Origin of the sequence: Corynebacterium sp. KPL2861 (assembly GCF_040225475.1) — a bacterium.
Lineage (GTDB): Bacteria > Actinomycetota > Actinomycetes > Mycobacteriales > Mycobacteriaceae > Corynebacterium.
On record NZ_JBEHFW010000007.1, the window covers coordinates 112,758 to 132,275 of the forward strand.

The following is a 19,518-nucleotide window of genomic DNA, read 5'->3' on the forward strand; positions in this document are numbered from 1 at the left end:
AGGGGTTAGGCTATGGGTATGAAAATCTTCGCCCCCTTCGCGGGCATCGTTCGCTGCCATGTCGATGTAGGCGAGAAAATTAGCACTGGTCAGGCGCTAGCCACCGTTGAGGCAACGAAGCTGGAATCGCCCGTTTTATCCCCAGGCCCAGGGACTATTTCTCATATAGCGGTGGCAGACTTTAGCGATGTTATTGGCGGAGACTTAATTATGGAGATTGGAGAAGCGTAAATGACGCGGATTATTTCAGGCGAAGCGCGGGGGCGGACTATTAAGGTTCCTGCAGAGGGAACGCGCCCGACCGCTGATCGCGCACGGGAAGGCCTCTTTTCCTCGTTGAATGCCCGCTGGGGATTCTCGGGCTCCAAGGTGCTGGACTTATTCGCCGGATCCGGCGCCTTGGGGTTGGAAGCATTAAGTCGTGGGGCTGATGAGGCAGTCCTAGTGGAGTCTAACCCTGCGGCGGTCTCCACCATCAAGTACAACATAGGCGTGGTCAAGCATCCTGGTGCACGCGTGGAGGAAAGGAAGGTATCCACGTACCTGGCCAGTGCCCCGCGCGGTTATTTTGATCTGGTTTTAGCTGATCCGCCCTATGCGTTTGATGATGTCGCCGGGCTCGTGGCCGCACTCGAGCCTGTGCTTACAGATAGCGCAATGGTGGTTATTGAACGCCACGTCGAATCGCCCGAAACCGAGTGGCCAGAGGGATTTGTGCCGACTGGGCAGAAATTAAAGAAGCGTACCTTCGGCATCGCGCGTATGGATATGGCAGTCTATACCCGTCCCAGTACCGACGATGCCGACGAAACTTTAGATAACTAGAGAAAGCGATTTTTTTATGACCACAGCCGTGTGCCCCGGGTCTTTTGATCCCATCACTCTTGGCCACGTCAATATTTTCGAGCGCGCCAGCAAGATGTTTGATGAGGTTACGGTGCTAGTAACTGGCAACCCAGAAAAGCCTTCCGGGCTTTTTAGCGTGCACGAGCGCATGGATCTCATCCGCCAGAGCGTGGATTCGCGCATTAACGTGGATTATTGGTCTGGCCTGCTCGTGGACTATACCTCGCAGCACGGCGTTGACGTTTTGGTCAAGGGACTGCGTTCTTCCTTGGACTATGAATACGAGCTGCCGATGGCCCAGATGAACAGGCGCTTGTCCGGCATCGATACGGTCTTTTTGCTTACCGATGAAAAGTACGGCTACATCAGCTCTTCGCTGTGCAAGCAGGTCGCGCAATTCGGCGGTGAGGTCACCGGCATGCTTCCTGATCCGGTAGTTCAAGCGGTGAAAGAAAAATACCGCCGATGATATTGGCGCTGATTATTTTTGGCGTCGTTGTTGCAGGATCCACCCTGCAACGTGTCTCCGGCATGGGACTTGGTCTTATTGGCGGGCCCATACTCATGTTGGTAATGGGCCCAGTAGAAGGCATCCTTGTGATCAACGTCTTGGCGGCGGTGAATGCCCTGCTTACCACGGTGACCGTTCGCCGCAATGTCAGTTGGAGAATGTTTGGGCTCATTGCACCAGTGATGGTTATTGGGTCCTTGGCGGCTGCGGCGTTAATTAGCAAGATCGATACCGCAGGTCTATTGATAGTGGTAGGTGCAGCACTTCTCATCGCCTTGGCGGTGGTGACCTACGGCGCTAGGTTCATCCCGCCACTCGAGGGCAAGGGCCCGGCCATTTCTGCGGGCATCCTTGGCGGATTTACCAATACTTTGGCAGGAGTAGCAGGCCCAGTCATCACCGTCTATGCCCAAGCGGCCAAATGGCCGCAAGCCATGTATACGGCGACGTTGCAGCCGATTTTTGTGGTGGGTGGATTGTTTTCCGTTATCACCAAGACTGCGCTTGGTGCTGCGAGCTTCGATGGCCTGCCTTGGAACATTTGGCCCGCGGGAATTGTCGGCATGTTCATCGGCATCTGGCTGGGGTCACGCATCGCGCATGTCGTTTCTCGGGATGTCGCGCGCGCACTGTCGCTGTCGGTAGCCAGCCTTGGGGCTTTGAGTGCACTGATTCGCGGCATCGTCACCTACGGCGCCTAGGCAGGCGCGGCTGGCACCGCGCGAGAACCAATTAAAGCAGAGAGGACAGAAACTCCTTGGTGCGCGGCTGCTGTGGGTTTTCGAGCATCTCAGCGGGGGTACCGGACTCTAGAACTACGCCGCCATCCATAAAGAAGATTTTATCAGCAACCTCGCGCGCGAAACCCATCTCGTGGGTAACCACGAGCATGGTCATACCCTGGGCCGCGAGATCCTTCATGACGCGGAGGACCTCACCGACGAGCTCGGGATCGAGGGCTGAGGTAGGTTCATCGAAAAGCATGAGCTTGGGGTCCATCGCCACGGCGCGGGCGATGGCAACGCGCTGTTGCTGGCCACCGGAAAGCTGGACCGGGAAGTTATCGGCCTTGGCCGCAAGCCCCACCTCGTCTAGTAACTCTATGGCCCGCGTCCGGGCCTTATCCTCCGGCACCTTTTTGACCTGCATCGGTGCTTCAATGATATTTTCAATAACCGTGCGGTGAGGAAAGAGGTTGAAGGACTGGAATACCATGCCGATACTGGAGCGCTGCTGTGCAGCTTGCTTCTCGCTCACTTCGTACAGGACGCCATTCTTTTCGCGATAACCAATTAGTTCGCCATCGACATAGAGGCGGCCCGCCGTGGCTTTATCCAGGTGGTTAACGCAGCGCAGGAAGGTTGACTTACCGGAACCGGAAGGACCCAAAAGGCAGGCAACTTCGCCGGGCTGGACCTCTAAGTTGATGCCCTTGAGCACCTCGAATTGCCCGAAGGATTTGTGCACATTCTGGGCGGAAATCATGGGAGTAGTCATTAGTTTTTACCCTCCTGGATTACGGAGACGTTGCGGGGGATAGTACCTTCGGCATCGGCAAGCGCGGCAAGTTGGCGACCGGTGAGCTCGCGGGTGGCGCCGCGCTCAAAGTGGCGCTCGAGGAAGTACTGGCCCACCATGAGCACGGAAGTAATAACCAAGTACCACGAGGCAGCGACCATCAAGAGCGGAATTGGCTGGAAGAGGGCTGCGGAAATGTCGGTAGCGCGCCCAAAGATCTCGTGGGTATAGGGGATGGCTACCACCAGTGATGAGGTCTTAAGCAGGGAAATGAACTCATTGCCTGTCGGTGGGATGATAATGCGCATTGCCTGCGGCAATACGGTGCGCCGCATGGTCATCCACCAGGACATGCCAAGGGCCTTGGAGGCTTCCTTTTGCCCTTCTGGGACAGAGGAAATGCCCGAGCGCACGATTTCGGCCATGTAGGCGGCCTCATTGAGGCCCAAGCCCATGACCGCCAAGAAGAAGGCATTGGTCAGCACGCTTTGCAAAGAGACCTCGGCAAAGCCCAAGTTGATGGACTGATAAATCGCAGATAGCAGACCCCAGAAGACCAGCTGGACGTAAATTGGGGTGCCACGGAAGATCCATAGGAAGATCCAGGAAATGGCGCGCAGGATGGGGTTGGGCGACATACGCATCACGGCGAGGATGGCACCGCCTACCACGCCAATGATCATGGACGAGATGGTGATTGCAATCGTGTGCAGGGAGGCGATGGCGATGCGCCGGTCAAAGAGATAGTGAAAGTACGTATCCCACCCGAAGGCCTCGTTGCGCGCGGAGGCAATGACAAACCACAGGCCGAGGATCAGCAGCACAGCGGCAAAGATCCACCGCCAGGGATGGCGCAGTGGCCGGGCTTCAATCTTGGCGGGTGACTCCTGCTGTGCCGTAGGGCCGGATGTGTCTTTGTGCTCGTTAACCATTGATGGGCCTTTCATTAATCATCGCCTGGTCTACTAATCCATCTTCAATTCCCCAGCGGGCCAAGATCTCCGCGTACTCACCGGTATCGATAAGGTGCTGGAGGGCCGCAGCCGAGGCCTTGCCCAAGTCCGAATCCTTTGGAACCGCGAAGCCATAAGGAGAGGCCTGGAACATATCGCCCACTGCGCGCATCTTTCCCTCGGAGCGATTGACCGCCCAAGCCGTTACCGGCGAGTCTGCGGATAGGGCATCGGCGCGGCCCATCAGGACGGCGAGCGCGGCGTTATCCCCGGTGTCATAGGACAAGACGGTGAGATCGCCGTCGCAGGCCTCTTGCTTGGGGCGCACATCGTCGGTCTCGGATACGGTGGTGCGCTGCACGGCGACGGTCAGACCGCAAGGGTTTTGGGGATCGACCTTGTTGGGGCCATCGACAAGCTCTGCCCACTGGATGCCCGCATAGAGGTGATCCACGAAGTCGAACTCATCGCGGCGATCGGCCGTATCCGTAAACCCGGAAGCACCCATGTCTATCTGCCCGGACTGTACCGCCGGCAAGATCATGGAGAAGTCTTGCTCCAGGGCCTGGAATTTCAGACCCAGCACCCCGGCTACGGCGCGGGCGAGGTCGAGCTCTACGCCCTGCAGATCTCCGTGGGAGTCCTTGAGCTGAAACGGGGCATAGGGCGGGTTCGTTCCCGCCGTCAGCACGCCGTCATCGTCGTGGTACATCGCGGCGATCTCGGGAACCTCGCTGGTCTGTGGTTCCTCCCAGCCCTCTGGAGTCGAATCCTCCTCGTTGACCACGCACGCGCTCAAGGGGAGTACACACGCCATAACGGCAGCCGTGAGTGGTCGATGATTAATCGCCCAGGGCATTAATATTCCGCCGTCCTTTCCCCAATGGCACGTGCGTTCCTGCGGTCTACGTAGATGAAGATGGACACGATGATGGCACCGAGGATGAAATATCCGATGATGGCGCCCGAAGAAGCATCCTGGTCTGCACCCCACGGCCACAGGGCGCGCAGGGAGCCCAGCATGAAGCCCGCCATCGCGGCCAGGGTTGGGGCGCGGTGGGTGCTCAGCAAATAGTTGAGCAATTTGATGAAGGCGGCGAGGCCGCACAGGGCGCCTAATGCAAAGACACCCATGGTGCCCAACTCACGGTCTGATACCGCGCCGATGATCGGCTGGTATAGCCCCATAGTCAGCAGGATGAGCGAGCCGGAAATGCCCGGCAGGATGAGCGCGCATACAGCAATCGCTGCCGCAAAGAAGACCACGATGAGGCTCGGGTCATCGTGTGGCTCTGAGGTAAAGCCCGTGACGATGAAAATTACGACGGCAGCAGCGATAAACGCAATGATGGAGGAGGGGGCGGTGCGCTCCGCCTTAGACAACATGGATAGCGGAACGATGATGGAGACGACCACCATGCCTAAAAAGAGGGCGCTGGAGGCAGAAACATTGTTGTCGACGAAGTTGGATAGGAGCGTGGAAAAGCCAAAGACGGCGATGAGCATGCCGACGGCGACGGAGCCCAGAAAGGACCACTCGACCTTTTTAAAGTTGCCGGAAATGAGGTCATTGGCATTGCGAACGGCGCGCTCATAAATCCCCACGATGAGGGCGACGGTTCCGCCGGAGATGCCGGGAACCAGCTCGGCCATACCGATGAGGGCGCCACGAATGGCGTTCAAAATATAGTGCATAAGTTAAAAATCTACCTGGGTATAAGACATGACTGCGGTTGACGGGCCACTCAGGGCGCCAAAAAGCTCGTTGCTCAAGGTCGAACCGCGCGGGGAAGTAAAGACCGCGCTCGCTTAAGCCTGCATATCTTTCATTACTTTAACGATTATCTACCCTATATGAGATTGACTCTCGCTTAAAGTCTCGAGGTTAAAGCGCATTATTTTGCGTAGTTCATTCCCCTCGGGCGGTGTGTAAATATGCAATTCGCAGAAGGATATACGCTGAATCGAGGCAGTTGTGAAGAGGCAAGCGGCAAACAGTCTGGCATGACGAAACCCCGCTTCCTTCCAAAAAGTGTATCCGGAAAGAAGCGGGGTTTAAGCGTGCCCCTGGTGAGACTCGAACTCACACTGGACGGGTTTTGAATCCGTTGCCTCTGCCAATTGGGCTACAGGGGCAATCAAAAGCGAGTGCCTTTGACTGTTGGAAATATTAGCGCAGGGGCTGGCGCAATTCCTAATTGGGGTCCCCTTCTGGTGAAAACCCCTGCTCAACGGGCTGAAGTTGGGTGGGGTATTGCCGTGTCCACGGTGTTGCCTAGTATGGGTCAGGTGACTTCCAAACAGACCCGCCTTTTGCTCATTGACGGCCATTCGATGGCATTTCGTGCCTTTTATGCCCTGCCGGTGGAAAATTTTTCCACCTCTGGTGGCCAGCACACCAACGCCGTGTATGGCTTTTTGTCCATGCTGTCTAATATCGTCTCTGAGGAAAAGCCGGATGCGATTGCGGTTGCCTTCGATGTGGGGCGGAAGACTTTCCGCACGGAGATGTTCCCGGACTATAAGGCGCAGCGCGAGGCTGCGCCGGAAGAATTTAAGGGCCAAGTAGATATCATCCGCGATACCTTGGAGACCTTGGGGATAACGACGCTCTCGCGTGAAAATTACGAGGCCGACGATATTTTGGCCACCCTGGCTACCCACGCCCGTGACTACGAGACGCTCATTGTCACCGGTGACCGCGATTACCTGCAGCTGGTTACGGACTCGACGACGGTGCTTTATCCCATGAAGGGCGTATCCACACTGCACCGGTTTACGCCGGAAGCTGTCGAGGATAAATACGGTCTTACTCCCGCGCAATATCCCGACTTTGCTGCCTTGCGCGGCGATCCCTCCGATAATCTCCCCGGCATCCCCAAAGTGGGAGAAAAGACTGCCACTAAGTGGATAGTCAAGTATGGAGACTTGCCCTCCTTGGTAGAGCACGCCGAAGAAATCAATGGCGTGGTGGGAAATAACTTCCGCGAGCGCATCGAACAGGTGCAGATGAACCGGAAGCTCACCCAGATGATTACCGATATGGACTTGGACGTCGGCCCGGGCGATCTAGCTTTCAGGGAAGCCAAGGTTGCCGATGTCGCCGCAAAATTCGATGAGTTGGAGTTTGGCAGCAACCTACGCGATCGTGTCCTATCTGCCATCCCCAATGATGGAGCAGAGGCTGCCGAGCAAGCCGCGGAGACCTCAGATGTCGAGCTCACCATTGATGATGCTCCGCTGAGCGAGTGGCTACCTGGTCGCGAGCACGTGGCCGTGTACGTGCAAGGCGAGGGTACCCCGGGCCAAGGCGATGCCTCTGCCATCGCGTTTGTGGACCGCGAGCACCACGGCCTGCAGATAGAGCTCGGGGAACTTTCCGCCGATGAGGAAAAGGCTCTGGTCCAGTGGCTCGAATCGCCGGCCCCTAAGTATCTCCACGCCGCGAAGGCTGCATTCCACATGTTGGCCGGGCGCGGCATTGAACTCGACGGGATCGCCCACGATACCGCCTTGGCGGCGTATATCCTGCGCCCAGGCCAGCGCACATACGAGCTTTCCGATGTCTACCAGCGCCACCTTCAAAAGTCCCTCGGCGCCGCCTCGGAGCAGATGTCGCTGCTCGATAGTTCCTCCCTGGTAGATCAGGCAGCGGCAATCATGGAGCTTGCGGAAAAACTCACCGCAGAGCTGCAGGACATCGACTCTTTCGAGCTCTATACCGACTTGGAATTGCCGCTGGTGACCATTCTGGCGCGCATGGAGGCTACGGGTATCGCGGTCGATGTGGACATTCTGGAAACGCAAAAGGATGCCTTTGTGGAGCAGGTGGCGGAACAAGAACGCTCCGCGCGGGAGCTCGCTGGCGATAACAAGCTCAACTTGAACTCTCCTAAACAGCTGCAAAAGGTGCTCTTTGAGACCTTCGATATGCCCAAGACGAAAAAGACGAAGACGGGCTATTCCACGGCCGCTAAGGAAATCGAGCAGCTAGCCATTAAGCACCCGCACCCGTTTTTAGATCACCTCTTGGCCCACCGCGAGTATCAAAAGATGAAGACCACGCTGGAGGGCCTCATCAAGACTATCCAGCCAGATGGGCGCATTCACACTACCTTTAACCAGACGGTGACCTCGACAGGGCGCTTGTCCTCGACGGAGCCAAACCTGCAAAATATTCCGGTGCGTACGGAGGCCGGCCGTCAGATTCGCTCGGCATTTATCGTGGGCGAGGGATTTGAGCAGTTAATGACCGCGGACTACTCGCAGATTGAAATGCGCGTCATGGCGCACCTTTCTGCCGATCCGGGGTTGATAGAGGCCTATAAGGCCGGCGAGGACTTGCACAATTTCGTTGGTTCTAGGGTCTTTGATGTGCCTGTAGACCAGGTGACCCCTGAGCTGCGCCGCCGAGTTAAGGCCATGTCCTATGGCCTTGTCTATGGCTTGTCCGCATTCGGTCTATCGCAGCAGCTGGCAATCCCTGCGGGTGAGGCCAAGTCCATTATGGAAAGCTACTTTGAGCGTTTTGGCGGCGTGAAGAAATACCTAGATGATGTCGTAGAGCAAGCCCGCAAGGATGGCTATACTGCAACGCTCTTTGGTCGCCGCCGCTACCTGCCGGAGCTTAACTCCGATAACCGTTTGGCCCGCGAAAACGCGGAACGCGCTGCGCTGAACGCTCCCATCCAGGGAACGGCCGCGGATATCATCAAGGTGGCGATGATTCGCGTCGACCGTGCTCTGCGCGGTATGGATTCCCGTGTGCTGCTCCAGGTGCATGATGAGCTGGTGGTAGAAGTGGCTCCAGGAGAGGGGGAGAAAGTGCGCGAGATTCTGGAACGAGAGATGGATTCCGCTATCGAGCTCAACGTTCCACTCGAGGTCTCTGCAGGTGCCGGTACCGATTGGGATGCGGCGGCCCACTAAGCCGGTGATGGGGCTTATCGATGCCCCGTTGACGCGCGCGGAGTTAAAAGAACGCGCAGAGCGGATGCTGCCCGAGGTGGGCTTTTGGAGGGGCAGGCCCACTCGCAACAGGGTGCAGTTCACCAACGATGAATCAGCACTCAGGACGTTGTGGTTGATGATCTGCAGTATTGCCATCAACCGGATGGCCGTGGCCTTTCCCGACCGCTTCGACAAATACCTATAAACCTAGCCCCACACACAAAAGCTTGACGCTCTCGCTGCTGAAATCAACTATCGTATCGGAAAAACATTATCGAAAAGACAGCAAGTGTGGTTGCTATGAAGAATTCAGGATAAATTCTCCATTCTATATTCTCCATAGAAAACACCCTGATAACGCCAAATATAAAAACTATTGCACTCGCGATTGCAAGTGCCCAGGCTAGGCACCGTGCCCTTGGGTTTCTCTTATTCATGCCTTAACCTGCCACTTTCTGTGATAATTTTCTAACACTTCGAGGCCACGGCAGCTAGAAAGCCGTTTGAGCCAAGTCCCCACATTGCCAAAGCGAGAGCCTTGCCGTGGAATCCAGCCGTGGAGACGATCTTTGTTGCATAGGTTCATCCTACTGAATGAACCAGATTGAAGTGTCCCAGCTTTTATTCCGTTTGAGTAGATGGGAAAATCTGGAATATGCCCGTAGTCGTGTCGACCAGCAGTGGAAGAGCTCTTAAGGGGCCCTGTGGCCTAGGGTATATGTTGTTTGTATGAAGGTGCTCGGGAGAAGGATAACGAAGAAACCACAGCCCTTTGGGCTTCGCCTTTTCGAATCCATGTGGGCGGTTCAAGTTGCATATCCGGCGGGAAAGATTGGGGAGCTTGGCTTTCAGGGCGTGGTGAATGAGGATAGGTTTTATTTCGGTTTCTATGCCATCATGGCCTTAGGATTTTTCCTTGCGGCCGGAGATGCCGCAGACGCCGATGAGAACCCTTGGCGATACCGCAGGCAGGCGGCTGGGGTGATGATTGGGACTACCGTAGTGGCAATGGCCTTTCCGTTTTCGTGGACGTTTGTAGCATTAACTATTGCCGCCTTGGTGTACTACTTTTGGCCGCGCGTAGAAGTAGAATCTGCCTGAGGCCGCTTTTCCACCAGGCATCCCGCCAAAAGGTCAAAGGGCGTTTGGCCGATGGCCACAACAGAAAGGCCGAGAATTATAAGGATAACGGCGTCTATGCCCCAGCCTGTAAGCGTCAAGGGCGTGAGCAGCAGCCACGAGTTTCGCAAGCACGCCGTGACAAGCGGGGAGCGGGCCGGAATGATTTCTAACTGCATCGACCATTTGCCCAGAGACGTAGACTTCTTAGTTTCCACCCACACGCGGTAGATATAAAACACTAAGGCGAGTGCAACGGCGTCGTATATTTCTTGGGGCCTGCCGCTCAAAGGGGCATCGGCAAGCGCATTGATGACCCACCGCAGCACGGTGATAATGGCAGCTACGAGAAAAGCATCGATCCACCATGCAACTGCGCGCCGCAGCAGCATTTTGAGTCTTTCGACGATCATGTTCTACACATTAGCTGTGTGCGCGGCAGATGAAAATTATGCTTCCTGGGAAGATCTCCCCGCGCTGCAAGGACCACTGGCCCCACGTGGTGTCCAAGCCTTCCGGCCATTCCGGTTCGATGATGTCCTCGATGAGAAATTGGCCGCGACCTTGGAGTGCGCGGAACCAATCGCTGATGGTGCGGTGAAATTCGGCATAAGTCAGGGTGCCGGGGGGATCGTGTTCCAGGTAGGCGCGGTCGAAATAGCTTATTGCTGCGGTGAGGTTGGTGGGATCATCGGGGAAGATCCACCGCATTGGGTGGGTCACGGAGAAAACAAAGCGCCCGCTTGGGCGTAATACGCGGGCAACTTCCGCGAGCGCGGCATCGAGATCGGCGAGGAAGGGGAATGCGCCGAACACAGAAAATGCCACGTCAAAGGAATCTGCGGCATAGGGGAGCGCCAAAGCATCGGCTTGACTAAGCGCGAGACCAGGGGCGGCGTGCGAGAGCATCCCGCGAGAGATATCGCATCCAGTGGCAAACCGCGCTCGATCGCTCAACCATCGGGTGCAGGCAGCAGACCCGCAGCCGATTTCGAGGACAGTGGCAGATGAGACATCGCCAAGCAACTGCGCATCGGCCTCGCGCAACATCTCTGGGCACCAATAAAAAGAGGAGAGGTACTCGGGGTGTTCAACATGATAAGAGGCCGCATCACCATCCCAGTGGGATTGATTGGCGCGAGAGGGTGAAGTCACTGGGGAGTTTTACCTTTCTAGGCGGCGTGCTGTATTTGCCGTATAAGCTGGACGGATGTAGGCTTTTACGAGCATGTCTATGCTGCGGGTTGTTGCGGGCTATTGTAGGAAAGCTTGGGGCAATCACGCGGCGGGATCGAATATAGCCTCAATCTCGCGTGTTTGTGCAGGTTGGATGGGCTTTTAATTCGAGAGACACGCAGTTGTCCACGAACGATTTCCTACATTTATTCGGAGCATTTTTACAATATGCCATCTTCTACTACCCCTCAGGTTGCGATCAACGATATCGGAACCGCAGAGGACTTCCTCGCAGCTGTAGACGCCACCATCAAGTACTTCAACGATGGTGACATTGTCGGGGGTACCGTCGTCAAGGTCGACCACGACGAGGTACTGCTGGACATCGGATACAAGACCGAAGGCGTTATCCCTTCCCGCGAGCTGTCCATCAAGCATGACGTCAACCCCGACGAGGTCGTCGAGGTTGGCGATGAGGTTGACGCACTTGTCCTGACCAAGGAGGACAAGGAAGGCCGCCTGATCCTGTCCAAGAAGCGCGCACAGTACGAGCGCGCTTGGGGCGCCATCGAGGAACTGCAGGCCAAGGAAGAGCCCGTTACCGGTACCGTCATCGAGGTCGTCAAGGGCGGCCTTATCCTTGACATCGGACTGCGCGGCTTCCTGCCTGCTTCCCTCGTTGAGATGCGTCGCGTCCGCGATCTTGAGCCGTACATCGGCCAGGAGCTGGAAGCTAAGATCATCGAGCTGGACAAGCAGCGCAACAACGTTGTCCTGTCCCGCCGTGCATACCTGGAGCAGACCCAGTCCGAGGTTCGTTCCGAGTTCCTGCACCAGCTGCAGAAGGGTCAGGTCCGCAAGGGCGTTGTCTCTTCCATCGTCAACTTCGGCGCCTTCGTCGATCTTGGCGGTGTCGACGGCCTGGTTCACGTTTCCGAGCTGTCCTGGAAGCACATCGACCACCCATCTGAGGTTGTCACCGTTGGTGACGAGGTAACCGTTGAGGTTCTGGACGTCGATCTGGACCGCGAGCGCGTTTCCTTGTCCCTGAAGGCAACCCAGGAAGACCCATGGCGCGTCTTCGCCCGCACCCACGCTGTGGGCCAGATTGTTCCGGGCAAGGTCACCAAGTTGGTTCCGTTCGGTGCGTTCGTTCGCGTCGAGGAAGGCATCGAGGGCCTGGTTCACATCTCCGAGCTGGCACAGCGCCACGTCGAGGTTCCGGACCAGGTTGTTACCGTTGGCCAGGAAGTTATGGTCAAGGTCATCGACATCGATCTCGAGCGTCGTCGTATTTCCTTGTCCGTCAAGCAGGCTGACGAGGACTACTCTGAAGAGTTCGATCCGTCCAAGTACGGCATGGCTGACTCCTACGACGAGCAGGGCAACTACGTGTTCCCAGAAGGCTTCGACCCAGACACCAACGAGTGGAAGGAAGGCTTCGACGAGCAGCGTCAGGCTTGGGAAGCACGCTACGCAGAGTCCGAGCGTCGCTTCAACCTGCACACTGCTCAGATCGAGCGCAACCGCGCTGCCGCCGCAGAGGCTGCAGAGTCCGCTGAAGCATCCTCCAACTACTCTTCTGACTCCACCGATGCGGCTCCGGCATCGGAGACTCAGGCAGAGTCCGGCGGATCCTTGGCTTCTGACGAGCAGCTCGCCGCACTGCGCGATAAGCTCGCCGGCAACTAAGGCGCCTTTGGAAACTAAGGTGAGATAGTCCCTAGCTTCACACAGCTGCACTGGCCGCGTCCTTCTCCTTTAGGGGAGGAAGGACGCGGCTTTGTGAGTTTTATGACAGTGGATGCAAACGATTGCGTGTTAGTTTTCCATTGTCAGTTCCTTGACCTGTGGCGAATTGATGACGCCTGTAGAAAAGGCAACCATCCCCACTAAAGGCCACTAAATTGGACTTTTGTTTGTGTTGCCTCTCACTTATAATCCGAGTGTGACGTAATAGCCAGTTGAGTACTGACTATTGGTTTGTCTTTATGCAAGGAGTATGAAGTGGCATCTGTCAAGGACACTTCCACACACATCATTGAAAGCTTGGGCGGCGCCGATAACATCACGTCGCTGACGCACTGCGCGACGCGCCTGCGCTTTCAACTCGCTGATGTGGGAAAAGTAGATCAGGAAAAGCTGGAAAGCGATACGGCCGTTCTCGGTTCCGTCACGCAAGGTACGCATGGCTACCAAGTGGTCATGGGTGGCGGCGTGGCGAACTACTACGGCGAAATCATCAAAAACCCCGGGGTGCAACCCGCTGACGAGGAGTCCTCCTCATCCAAGAAGAACTACGACGGCGTACGTGGAAAGTACGATTGGATCGACTACTGCTTCGAGTTCCTCTCTGATACCTTCCGCCCGGTTCTGTGGGCACTACTTGGTGCCTCCCTGATTATCACGCTGCTGGTGCTGGCGGATACCGTTGGCATTCAAGACTTCCGCGCACCGATGGAAGAACAGCCCGAGGGCTTCCGCTTGGCCCACGCTATGTTCCAATCGGTCTTCTACTTCCTGCCGGTAATGGTGGGTGCTACCGCTGCGCAGAAGCTCGGCGCGAATATGTGGGTCTCGGCCGCCATTCCGGCCGCTCTGCTGACGCCGGAGTTTATGTCTCTGGGTGAACAGGGCGATACCGTGAACGTATTCGGCCTACCGCTGGTGATTAACTCTTATGGCTCCCAGGTATTCCCACCGATCTTGGCCGCCATTGGCCTGTACTGGGTGGAAAAGGGCTTGAAAAAGATCATCCCAAGCGCGGTACATATGGTCTTCGTGCCATTCTTCTCGCTGTTGATCATGATTCCGGCCACGGCCTTCCTGCTTGGCCCATTCGGCATCGGCGTGGGCAACGGCATCTCCTGGGTACTGTTCCAGATCAATGACTTCTCGCCGTTCATCCTGGCCATTGTCATTCCGCTGCTGTACCCATTCCTGGTGCCCATGGGCCTGCACTGGCCGCTCAACGTGATCATGATTCAGAACATCACCACCTACGGCTACGACTTCATCCAAGGCCCCATGGGTGCGTGGAACTTCGCCTGCTTCGGCGTTACCGGCGCCGTGATGGTCATCTCCATGAAGGAGAAGAACAACTCCATGCGCCAGGTCTCCGTCGGTGCCTTCGCAGCCGGCATGCTCGGCGGTATTTCGGAGCCGTCCCTCTACGGCATCTTGCTCCGCTTCCGCCGCACCTACTACCGCCTGCTGCCGGGTTGTGCCATCGGTGGCGCAGTGATGGGGCTTTTCGATGTCCGCGCTAACGCCTTCGTCTTCACCTCCATCTTGACCACCCCAGCCATGACCCCGCAGGTGGGCTACATCATCGGCATCGCCGTGGCATTCTTCACCTCCTTCTCCCTCACGCTGCTGTTTGGTTACCGCACCGCAGAGGAAAAGCAAGCCGATCTTGAGCGCATCGCCCGCGAAAATAACGAGACTGTGGAAGAGGTTGCTAGCCGCTCCGAGTCCCGCATCATCGGCGGATCCGATGATGAGTCGGACGGTTCCGAGAATGCACAGGCTGCAGGGGTTGCGGCTGCTACCGGAATCGCCACCAAGGAAGCAGAACAGGCAATCATCAAGCTGGACTCTCCTCTGGAGGGCGAGGCCGTGGACCTGTCTGAGGTACCGGATCCCATCTTTGCCGGCGCCAAGCTTGGGCCGGGCGCTGCCGTGAAGCCAACCGGCAATACCGTCTACGCGCCTGCCGATGGTACCGTGCTCACCGTCCAAAAATCCGGCCACGCGATCGGTCTGAACCTGGATAACGGCGTACAGCTGCTCATCCACGTTGGCCTGGATACCGTGGAACTCGGCGGAGAGGGATTTGATGTCCACGTGGAAAAGAAGCAGCGCGTTTCTGCTGGCGATAAGCTCATCACCTTTGACGCAGACTTCATCAAGTCCAAGGACTACAACCTGATTACCCCGGTTGTTGTCACCAACGCCAAGAAATTTGGTTCCGTGAGCGGCGCTACCGGCGCTGTCACCCCAAGCGATGAACTCTTGCAGGTTCATCCAAAGCCGGAAGAAGAACTCGAGTCCTAATAGGCACTCTTAAATTCCGGAGCAAAGAGCCCAGGCATTCGTGCCGGGCTCCTTTTCGCGTACCCTGGTATCTTATGAAGCTAATCGGATTAACCGGGGGAATCGGCAGCGGGAAATCTACGGTAGCGACGCTGTGCGCCCAGCGCGGCTGGCGGGTGGTGGATGCAGATCGCATTGCCCGGGACATCGTCAAGCCTGGCCAACCGGCCTTGACCGAGCTAGGGGAGAAATTCGGTGAGGACATCCTGCAGGAAGACGGCAGCCTCGACCGCAAGGAACTAGCCCGCCGCGCTTTCGTGGACAAGGAACATACCGAGCTCCTCAATTCGATTACGCACCCGCGCATCCAAGAAGAGACCCAGCGGCAATTTGCCGCCGCGCGAGAAGAAGGCGTTGATTTTACGGTTTATGACATGCCGCTACTCGTGGATAATGGGCTTGACGGGGATATGGATTTTGTCATCGTCGTTGACGTGGATCCGGAAGAGCGGGTGCGTCGCCTGGTGGATTTCCGCGGACTCGATGAGGAAGATGCGCGCAAAAGGATTAATGCCCAGATTTCTGATGAGAAACGGCTCGCGGCAGCAAGCCATGTCATAGATAATAACGGCACGCAGGAACAACTGGCCGAGCGCGCAGCGGCGGTCTGCGATGAGATCGAAGCGGCGTCTTCTTAACCTTAACCTTTTTGGTAAGTAGCGTTAACGTCTTTTCCTATTAACGTTTACTTTTGGCCCCTACACTATTTGAGCGTGGGAACTTGGGGCACTGGACCATTCGATAATCACGCGGCGCGAGACGTACTCGATAGCCTGCGGGATGGTTCTTTTGATCTCCGGCACTTTCAGCGCTCGTGCGGCACTGGAGTGCTCGATTCCGATGAAGCCGAAGCGGTCATCGCATTAGGGGCGCTGACGAAGCTGCCTGCCGATGGCCTGCCAGACGGCGTAGCCCCGACGGATCTAGCGTCCCTGTACACGCCGCAATCTAAGGCGTGGCTGCGCCGGCGCATCAATCAAGCGATGTGCTCTGATTCCTCGTCGGTCTACGCGCTATGGGAACCGACAGGGGAGCTGGACCAGTGGCTGCACACCGCCCAAGCCGCGCTCCCATGAAATGGCTAGCAGCAGCGTATAAGCAGTAGAATAGCGGGCATGGCTTTTGCTGCTGAACATCCCCTTATTCCAAATTCTGAACACCGCGTCGTCGGCGAGGTAGAACGCACCCCCGGCAAGTTTCAAGTCGTTTCTGAATATGAACCCGCAGGTGACCAGCCTGCGGCCATCAAGGAACTTGATGAGCGCCTCAACCGCGACGAGCGCGACGTTGTGCTGATGGGCGCAACCGGTACTGGTAAATCCGCGACGGCCGCGTGGCTGATTGAAAAGCAGCAGCGACCCACGCTCGTCATGGCTCCCAATAAGACCTTGGCCGCACAGCTGGCCAATGAGCTGCGCCAATTATTGCCCAATAACGCGGTGGAATACTTCGTCTCCTATTACGACTACTACCAGCCAGAAGCCTATATCGCGCAGACCGATACCTATATCGAAAAAGACTCCTCCATCAATGAGGACGTCGAGCGCCTGCGCCACTCGGCCACCTCTGGATTGCTCTCGCGGCGCGATGTCGTGGTGGTCTCCTCGGTCTCGTGTATCTACGGCCTGGGCACTCCGCAATCCTATTTGGATCGCTCGGTGATTATCGCCGTCGACGAGGAGCTCGACAGGGACCGTTTCCTCCGGCTCTTGGTGGATATCCAATATGAGCGCAACGATGTGGGCTTTACCCGCGGTACCTTCCGCGTCAAGGGCGATACGGTCGATATCATTCCGGCATATGAGGAACGCGCGGTGCGCATCGAGTTCTTCGGCGATGATATTGATTCGCTGTACTATATCCACCCAGTGACAGGTGATGTTATCGAGCAGGTCGATGAAGTGCGCATTTTCCCCGCCACGCACTACGTGGCCGGCCCAGAGCGCATGGAAAAGGCCGTGGCCGATATCAAGGAAGAGTTGGCTGAGCACCTCGAGGATCTAGAAAACCGCGGCAAGCTCTTAGAAGCGCAGCGGCTGCGCATGCGCACGGAATATGACCTAGAGATGATCGAGCAGGTGGGGTTCTGTTCCGGCATTGAGAACTACTCCCGCCACGTGGATGGCCGCCCGGCGGGGTCCGCGCCAGCCACGCTCTTGGACTATTTCCCAGAGGATTTTCTTACCATCATCGATGAGTCCCACGTGACCGTGCCACAGATCGGCGGCATGTACGAAGGCGATATGTCGCGCAAGCGAAACCTGGTGGAGTTTGGCTTCCGCCTTCCCTCCGCGGTGGATAACCGGCCACTGACCTTTGACGAATTTGAAGAGCGCGTTGGTCAAACCGTTTATATGTCCGCTACCCCGGGCGATTTCGAAATGACCTCCTCTGGCGGCGAGTTTGTCGAGCAGGTCATTCGCCCGACTGGCCTGGTCGATCCTAAGGTCACGGTGAAACCGACCAAGGGCCAGATCGATGACCTCATTGATGAGGTCCGCGGCCGCATTGCCTCTAAGGAGCGCGTATTGGTCACTACCTTGACCAAGCGCATGGCAGAAGACCTGACGGATTACCTCTTGGAACAGGGGATTAAGGTCCGCTACCTGCACTCGGATATCGATACGCTGCAGCGCGTGGAGCTGCTGCGCCAATTGCGGCAGGGCGAATTCGACGTGCTCGTGGGCATTAACCTCTTGCGCGAGGGCTTGGACTTGCCCGAGGTCTCGCTCGTGGCCATCCTCGATGCGGATAAGGAAGGCTTCTTGCGCTCGACGACGTCGCTCATCCAGACCATTGGCCGCGCCGCCCGTAACGTATCGGGCGAGGTCATCATGTACGCGGATAAAATCACCGACTCGATGCAAGAAGCCATCGATGAAACGGAGCGCCGCCGCGAGAAGCAGATTGCCTATAACAAGGAACATGGCGTGGATCCGCAGCCGCTGCGCAAGAAGATCGCGGATATCTTGGACCAAGTCTATGAGAACAATGGGGAAGAGGCCGCCGAGTCGGATCCTTCGGCGGTGGTGGAAAAGCGCGACGTGTCCAGCATGGCTACTGATGAGGTTGAGGCGCTCATCAATGACCTGCAGGCACAGATGGGCGCTGCTGCACGCGAGCTGAAATTCGAGCTAGCCGGCCGGCTGCGCGATGAGATTGCGGATTTGAAGAAAGAACTGCGCGGGCTGAAGGAAGCCGGGATCTAGCGGCGTGCGCGCCGTCCCGGTAACGCTCTCCCCCTAAAAGTGCGCACTACTGCAACGATCGGCTTATTGGTTCGGCGTCCTGACTATACTGGGGGCGACTTAATCAGCCGGTTCAATGTGCCGACCTAGTAATTCACCAGCAAGGAGAATCATGCTTACGTATCACACCATCGCCGTCGGTACCGATGGCTCCGAAACTTCCCTGCGCGCCGTGCGCTCGGCTGCATCCATGGCGCGGGCATACGATGCCAAGCTCATCATCGTCTCCGCAGCTTATAACCATTCTGGCTCCATGCTCGGTGCCCCCAGCGGTGAGGGCTCTAGGCTACCGGTGGTCAGCGAAGAAATGGCCGATACCTACCTCACGAACGCGCAGCGGATTGCCGAGTCCGAAGGTGCGGAAAACATTGAGGTGATCACCACCCCCGGTGACCCCGTCAACGCCTTAATCGAGGTCACGGAGAAATACGACGTTGAGCTCTTGGTCGTGGGCAATCGCGGCGTTAATTCCGTGCGCGGGCGCGTTTTTGGCTCGGTGCCGACGGAACTTACCCATAAATCCAAGGTGGATGTCGTGGTGGTCAACACGAGTGAAAAACGTTAATCATTTTTCGTTGTTACACTTGCAGTAACGCCAAGTTGGCACACTAGAATAGTTAGGGTACACACCCACAAAGAAAGGTCATCATGAGCGACTACAGCACGATTGTTGTCGGTACTGACGGTTCCAAGTCCTCCCTCCTCGCCGTGGAGCGAGCAGCCAAGATTGCCGCTGCATTCGATGCCACGCTGATCATCGGTTGTGCTTACTACGAGAATCAAGAACAGGCCTCGAAGACCTTGCGCCAGGATTCCGTCACCATTCTTGGTGATGAAAAAGCCGAAGCCAACCTGCAGGCGGGCAAGGAAGAAGCCGAAAAGCACGGGGTTTCCAAGGTGGAAACCGCCGTCCGCCCTGGAACGCCGGTACAAGCCCTGATGTCCATCGTGAATGACAATGATGCAGACCTGCTCATCGTGGGTAACCGCGGGATTAATTCTCTTACCGGCCGTTTGCTCGGCTCGGTGCCGGCAGATGTGGCGCGTCAGTCCGACTGTGACGTCATGATTGTTCACACTGTGAATTAATCTAGACTTTTGC

General features: G+C 56.8%; 19 protein-coding genes and 1 tRNA gene. 13 read left to right on the forward strand and 7 right to left on the reverse strand.

The genetic code is table 11. The annotated features are described in order from the left end of the window. Positions 1-18 precede the first annotated feature (18 nt). From ABRP84_RS07245 to ABRP84_RS07260, 4 genes are read left to right on the forward strand one after another with little or no spacing between them, the layout of a single operon-like run. Positions 19-231, forward strand: a complete 213-nt coding sequence (locus ABRP84_RS07245; protein WP_349853180.1) for an acyl-CoA carboxylase biotin carboxyl carrier protein subunit — start codon at positions 19-21, stop codon at positions 229-231. Next, positions 232-825, forward strand: coding sequence for a 16S rRNA (guanine(966)-N(2))-methyltransferase RsmD (rsmD, locus tag ABRP84_RS07250; RefSeq protein ID WP_349853181.1), 594 nt, complete (start codon positions 232-234; stop codon positions 823-825). Between the two features lie 16 nt (positions 826-841). After that, positions 842-1,315 (forward strand): pantetheine-phosphate adenylyltransferase, encoded by a 474-nt coding sequence (gene coaD, locus ABRP84_RS07255; protein ID WP_349853182.1) that lies wholly within the window; start codon positions 842-844, stop codon positions 1,313-1,315. Continuing rightward, positions 1,312-2,058, forward strand: coding sequence for a TSUP family transporter (locus ABRP84_RS07260; protein ID WP_349853183.1), 747 nt, complete (start codon positions 1,312-1,314; stop codon positions 2,056-2,058). The genes coaD and ABRP84_RS07260 overlap by 4 nt, the downstream gene beginning before the upstream one ends. 31 nt (positions 2,059-2,089) lie before the next feature. On the opposite strand, the gene ABRP84_RS07265 is transcribed toward ABRP84_RS07260, so the two are convergent. The 5 genes from ABRP84_RS07265 to ABRP84_RS07285 form a co-directional block, all read right to left on the reverse strand. Beyond that, a complete protein-coding gene (locus ABRP84_RS07265; RefSeq protein ID WP_349853184.1) occupies positions 2,090-2,854 on the reverse strand; it encodes an amino acid ABC transporter ATP-binding protein in 765 nt (254 codons plus the stop codon). Next, entirely contained in the window at positions 2,854-3,807 is a 954-nt protein-coding gene (locus ABRP84_RS07270; protein WP_349853185.1) for an amino acid ABC transporter permease, read from the reverse strand. Before ABRP84_RS07270 ends, ABRP84_RS07265 begins: the two co-directional genes overlap by 1 nt. After that, a complete protein-coding gene (locus ABRP84_RS07275; RefSeq protein ID WP_126318923.1) occupies positions 3,800-4,687 on the reverse strand; it encodes an ABC transporter substrate-binding protein in 888 nt (295 codons plus the stop codon). The genes ABRP84_RS07270 and ABRP84_RS07275 overlap by 8 nt, the downstream gene beginning before the upstream one ends. Further along, positions 4,687-5,523 (reverse strand): DUF368 domain-containing protein, encoded by an 837-nt coding sequence (locus ABRP84_RS07280; protein WP_349853187.1) that lies wholly within the window; start codon positions 5,521-5,523, stop codon positions 4,687-4,689. The genes ABRP84_RS07275 and ABRP84_RS07280 overlap by 1 nt, the downstream gene beginning before the upstream one ends. 367 nt (positions 5,524-5,890) lie before the next feature. Then, a tRNA-Leu gene (locus ABRP84_RS07285) sits at positions 5,891-5,964 on the reverse strand. 144 nt (positions 5,965-6,108) lie between these two features. Here ABRP84_RS07285 and polA point away from each other — a divergent pair. Beyond that, positions 6,109-8,757: a DNA polymerase I gene (gene polA / locus ABRP84_RS07290; protein WP_349853189.1), complete on the forward strand. Its 2,649-nt coding sequence runs from the start codon at positions 6,109-6,111 to the stop codon at positions 8,755-8,757. A gap of 7 nt (positions 8,758-8,764) precedes the next feature. Continuing rightward, on the forward strand, positions 8,765-8,983 hold the full coding sequence (locus tag ABRP84_RS11285) for a hypothetical protein (RefSeq protein WP_502879797.1): 219 nt from the start codon (positions 8,765-8,767) through the stop codon (positions 8,981-8,983). Positions 8,984-9,842: 859 nt separating this feature from the next. Here ABRP84_RS11285 and ABRP84_RS07300 read toward each other — a convergent pair. Together ABRP84_RS07300 and ABRP84_RS07305 are read right to left on the reverse strand one after the other, a co-directional pair. Further along, positions 9,843-10,310 (reverse strand): RDD family protein, encoded by a 468-nt coding sequence (locus ABRP84_RS07300; RefSeq protein WP_349853190.1) that lies wholly within the window; start codon positions 10,308-10,310, stop codon positions 9,843-9,845. A gap of 10 nt (positions 10,311-10,320) precedes the next feature. After that, complete coding sequence (locus ABRP84_RS07305; protein WP_349853191.1) at positions 10,321-11,052, reverse strand: class I SAM-dependent methyltransferase; 732 nt, start codon at positions 11,050-11,052, stop codon at positions 10,321-10,323. A gap of 249 nt (positions 11,053-11,301) precedes the next feature. Here ABRP84_RS07305 and rpsA point away from each other — a divergent pair, with 249 nt between their 5' ends. The 7 genes from rpsA to ABRP84_RS07340 all read left to right on the forward strand — a co-directional run bounded on the left by rpsA (position 11,302) and on the right by ABRP84_RS07340 (position 19,505). After that, positions 11,302-12,765 (forward strand): 30S ribosomal protein S1, encoded by a 1,464-nt coding sequence (gene rpsA / locus ABRP84_RS07310; protein ID WP_005280312.1) that lies wholly within the window; start codon positions 11,302-11,304, stop codon positions 12,763-12,765. Between the two features lie 315 nt (positions 12,766-13,080). Next, complete coding sequence (locus ABRP84_RS07315) at positions 13,081-15,129, forward strand: glucose PTS transporter subunit IIA (RefSeq protein WP_349853192.1); 2,049 nt, start codon at positions 13,081-13,083, stop codon at positions 15,127-15,129. Positions 15,130-15,203: 74 nt separating this feature from the next. Continuing rightward, entirely contained in the window at positions 15,204-15,806 is a 603-nt protein-coding gene (gene coaE / locus ABRP84_RS07320) for a dephospho-CoA kinase (protein ID WP_349853194.1), read from the forward strand. Positions 15,807-15,881: 75 nt separating this feature from the next. Continuing rightward, positions 15,882-16,244, forward strand: coding sequence for a DUF4259 domain-containing protein (locus ABRP84_RS07325; protein WP_084539229.1), 363 nt, complete (start codon positions 15,882-15,884; stop codon positions 16,242-16,244). A gap of 39 nt (positions 16,245-16,283) precedes the next feature. After that, entirely contained in the window at positions 16,284-18,377 is a 2,094-nt protein-coding gene (gene uvrB, locus ABRP84_RS07330; protein ID WP_349853195.1) for an excinuclease ABC subunit UvrB, read from the forward strand. Positions 18,378-18,528: 151 nt separating this feature from the next. After that, positions 18,529-18,981, forward strand: coding sequence for a universal stress protein (locus ABRP84_RS07335; protein WP_284609203.1), 453 nt, complete (start codon positions 18,529-18,531; stop codon positions 18,979-18,981). Between the two features lie 83 nt (positions 18,982-19,064). Continuing rightward, a complete protein-coding gene (locus tag ABRP84_RS07340; protein WP_005282685.1) occupies positions 19,065-19,505 on the forward strand; it encodes a universal stress protein in 441 nt (146 codons plus the stop codon). Positions 19,506-19,518 lie beyond the last annotated feature (13 nt).

Coding starts and splice junctions, on each gene's coding strand:
- ABRP84_RS11285 (WP_502879797.1), top strand. CDS start 8,765: ATGGGGCTTATCGATGCCCCGTTGACGCGCGCGGAGTTAAAAGAACGC.
- ABRP84_RS07260 (WP_349853183.1), top strand. CDS start 1,312: ATGATATTGGCGCTGATTATTTTTGGCGTCGTTGTTGCAGGATCCACC.
- ABRP84_RS07275 (WP_126318923.1), bottom strand. CDS start 4,687: ATGCCCTGGGCGATTAATCATCGACCACTCACGGCTGCCGTTATGGCG.
- polA (WP_349853189.1), top strand. CDS start 6,109: ATGGGTCAGGTGACTTCCAAACAGACCCGCCTTTTGCTCATTGACGGC.
- coaE (WP_349853194.1), top strand. CDS start 15,204: ATGAAGCTAATCGGATTAACCGGGGGAATCGGCAGCGGGAAATCTACG.
- ABRP84_RS07245 (WP_349853180.1), top strand. CDS start 19: ATGAAAATCTTCGCCCCCTTCGCGGGCATCGTTCGCTGCCATGTCGAT.
- ABRP84_RS07270 (WP_349853185.1), bottom strand. CDS start 3,807: ATGGTTAACGAGCACAAAGACACATCCGGCCCTACGGCACAGCAGGAG.
- ABRP84_RS07280 (WP_349853187.1), bottom strand. CDS start 5,523: ATGCACTATATTTTGAACGCCATTCGTGGCGCCCTCATCGGTATGGCC.
- rsmD (WP_349853181.1), top strand. CDS start 232: ATGACGCGGATTATTTCAGGCGAAGCGCGGGGGCGGACTATTAAGGTT.
- ABRP84_RS07335 (WP_284609203.1), top strand. CDS start 18,529: ATGCTTACGTATCACACCATCGCCGTCGGTACCGATGGCTCCGAAACT.
- rpsA (WP_005280312.1), top strand. CDS start 11,302: ATGCCATCTTCTACTACCCCTCAGGTTGCGATCAACGATATCGGAACC.
- coaD (WP_349853182.1), top strand. CDS start 842: ATGACCACAGCCGTGTGCCCCGGGTCTTTTGATCCCATCACTCTTGGC.
- ABRP84_RS07340 (WP_005282685.1), top strand. CDS start 19,065: ATGAGCGACTACAGCACGATTGTTGTCGGTACTGACGGTTCCAAGTCC.
- ABRP84_RS07300 (WP_349853190.1), bottom strand. CDS start 10,310: ATGATCGTCGAAAGACTCAAAATGCTGCTGCGGCGCGCAGTTGCATGG.
- ABRP84_RS07265 (WP_349853184.1), bottom strand. CDS start 2,854: ATGACTACTCCCATGATTTCCGCCCAGAATGTGCACAAATCCTTCGGG.
- uvrB (WP_349853195.1), top strand. CDS start 16,284: ATGGCTTTTGCTGCTGAACATCCCCTTATTCCAAATTCTGAACACCGC.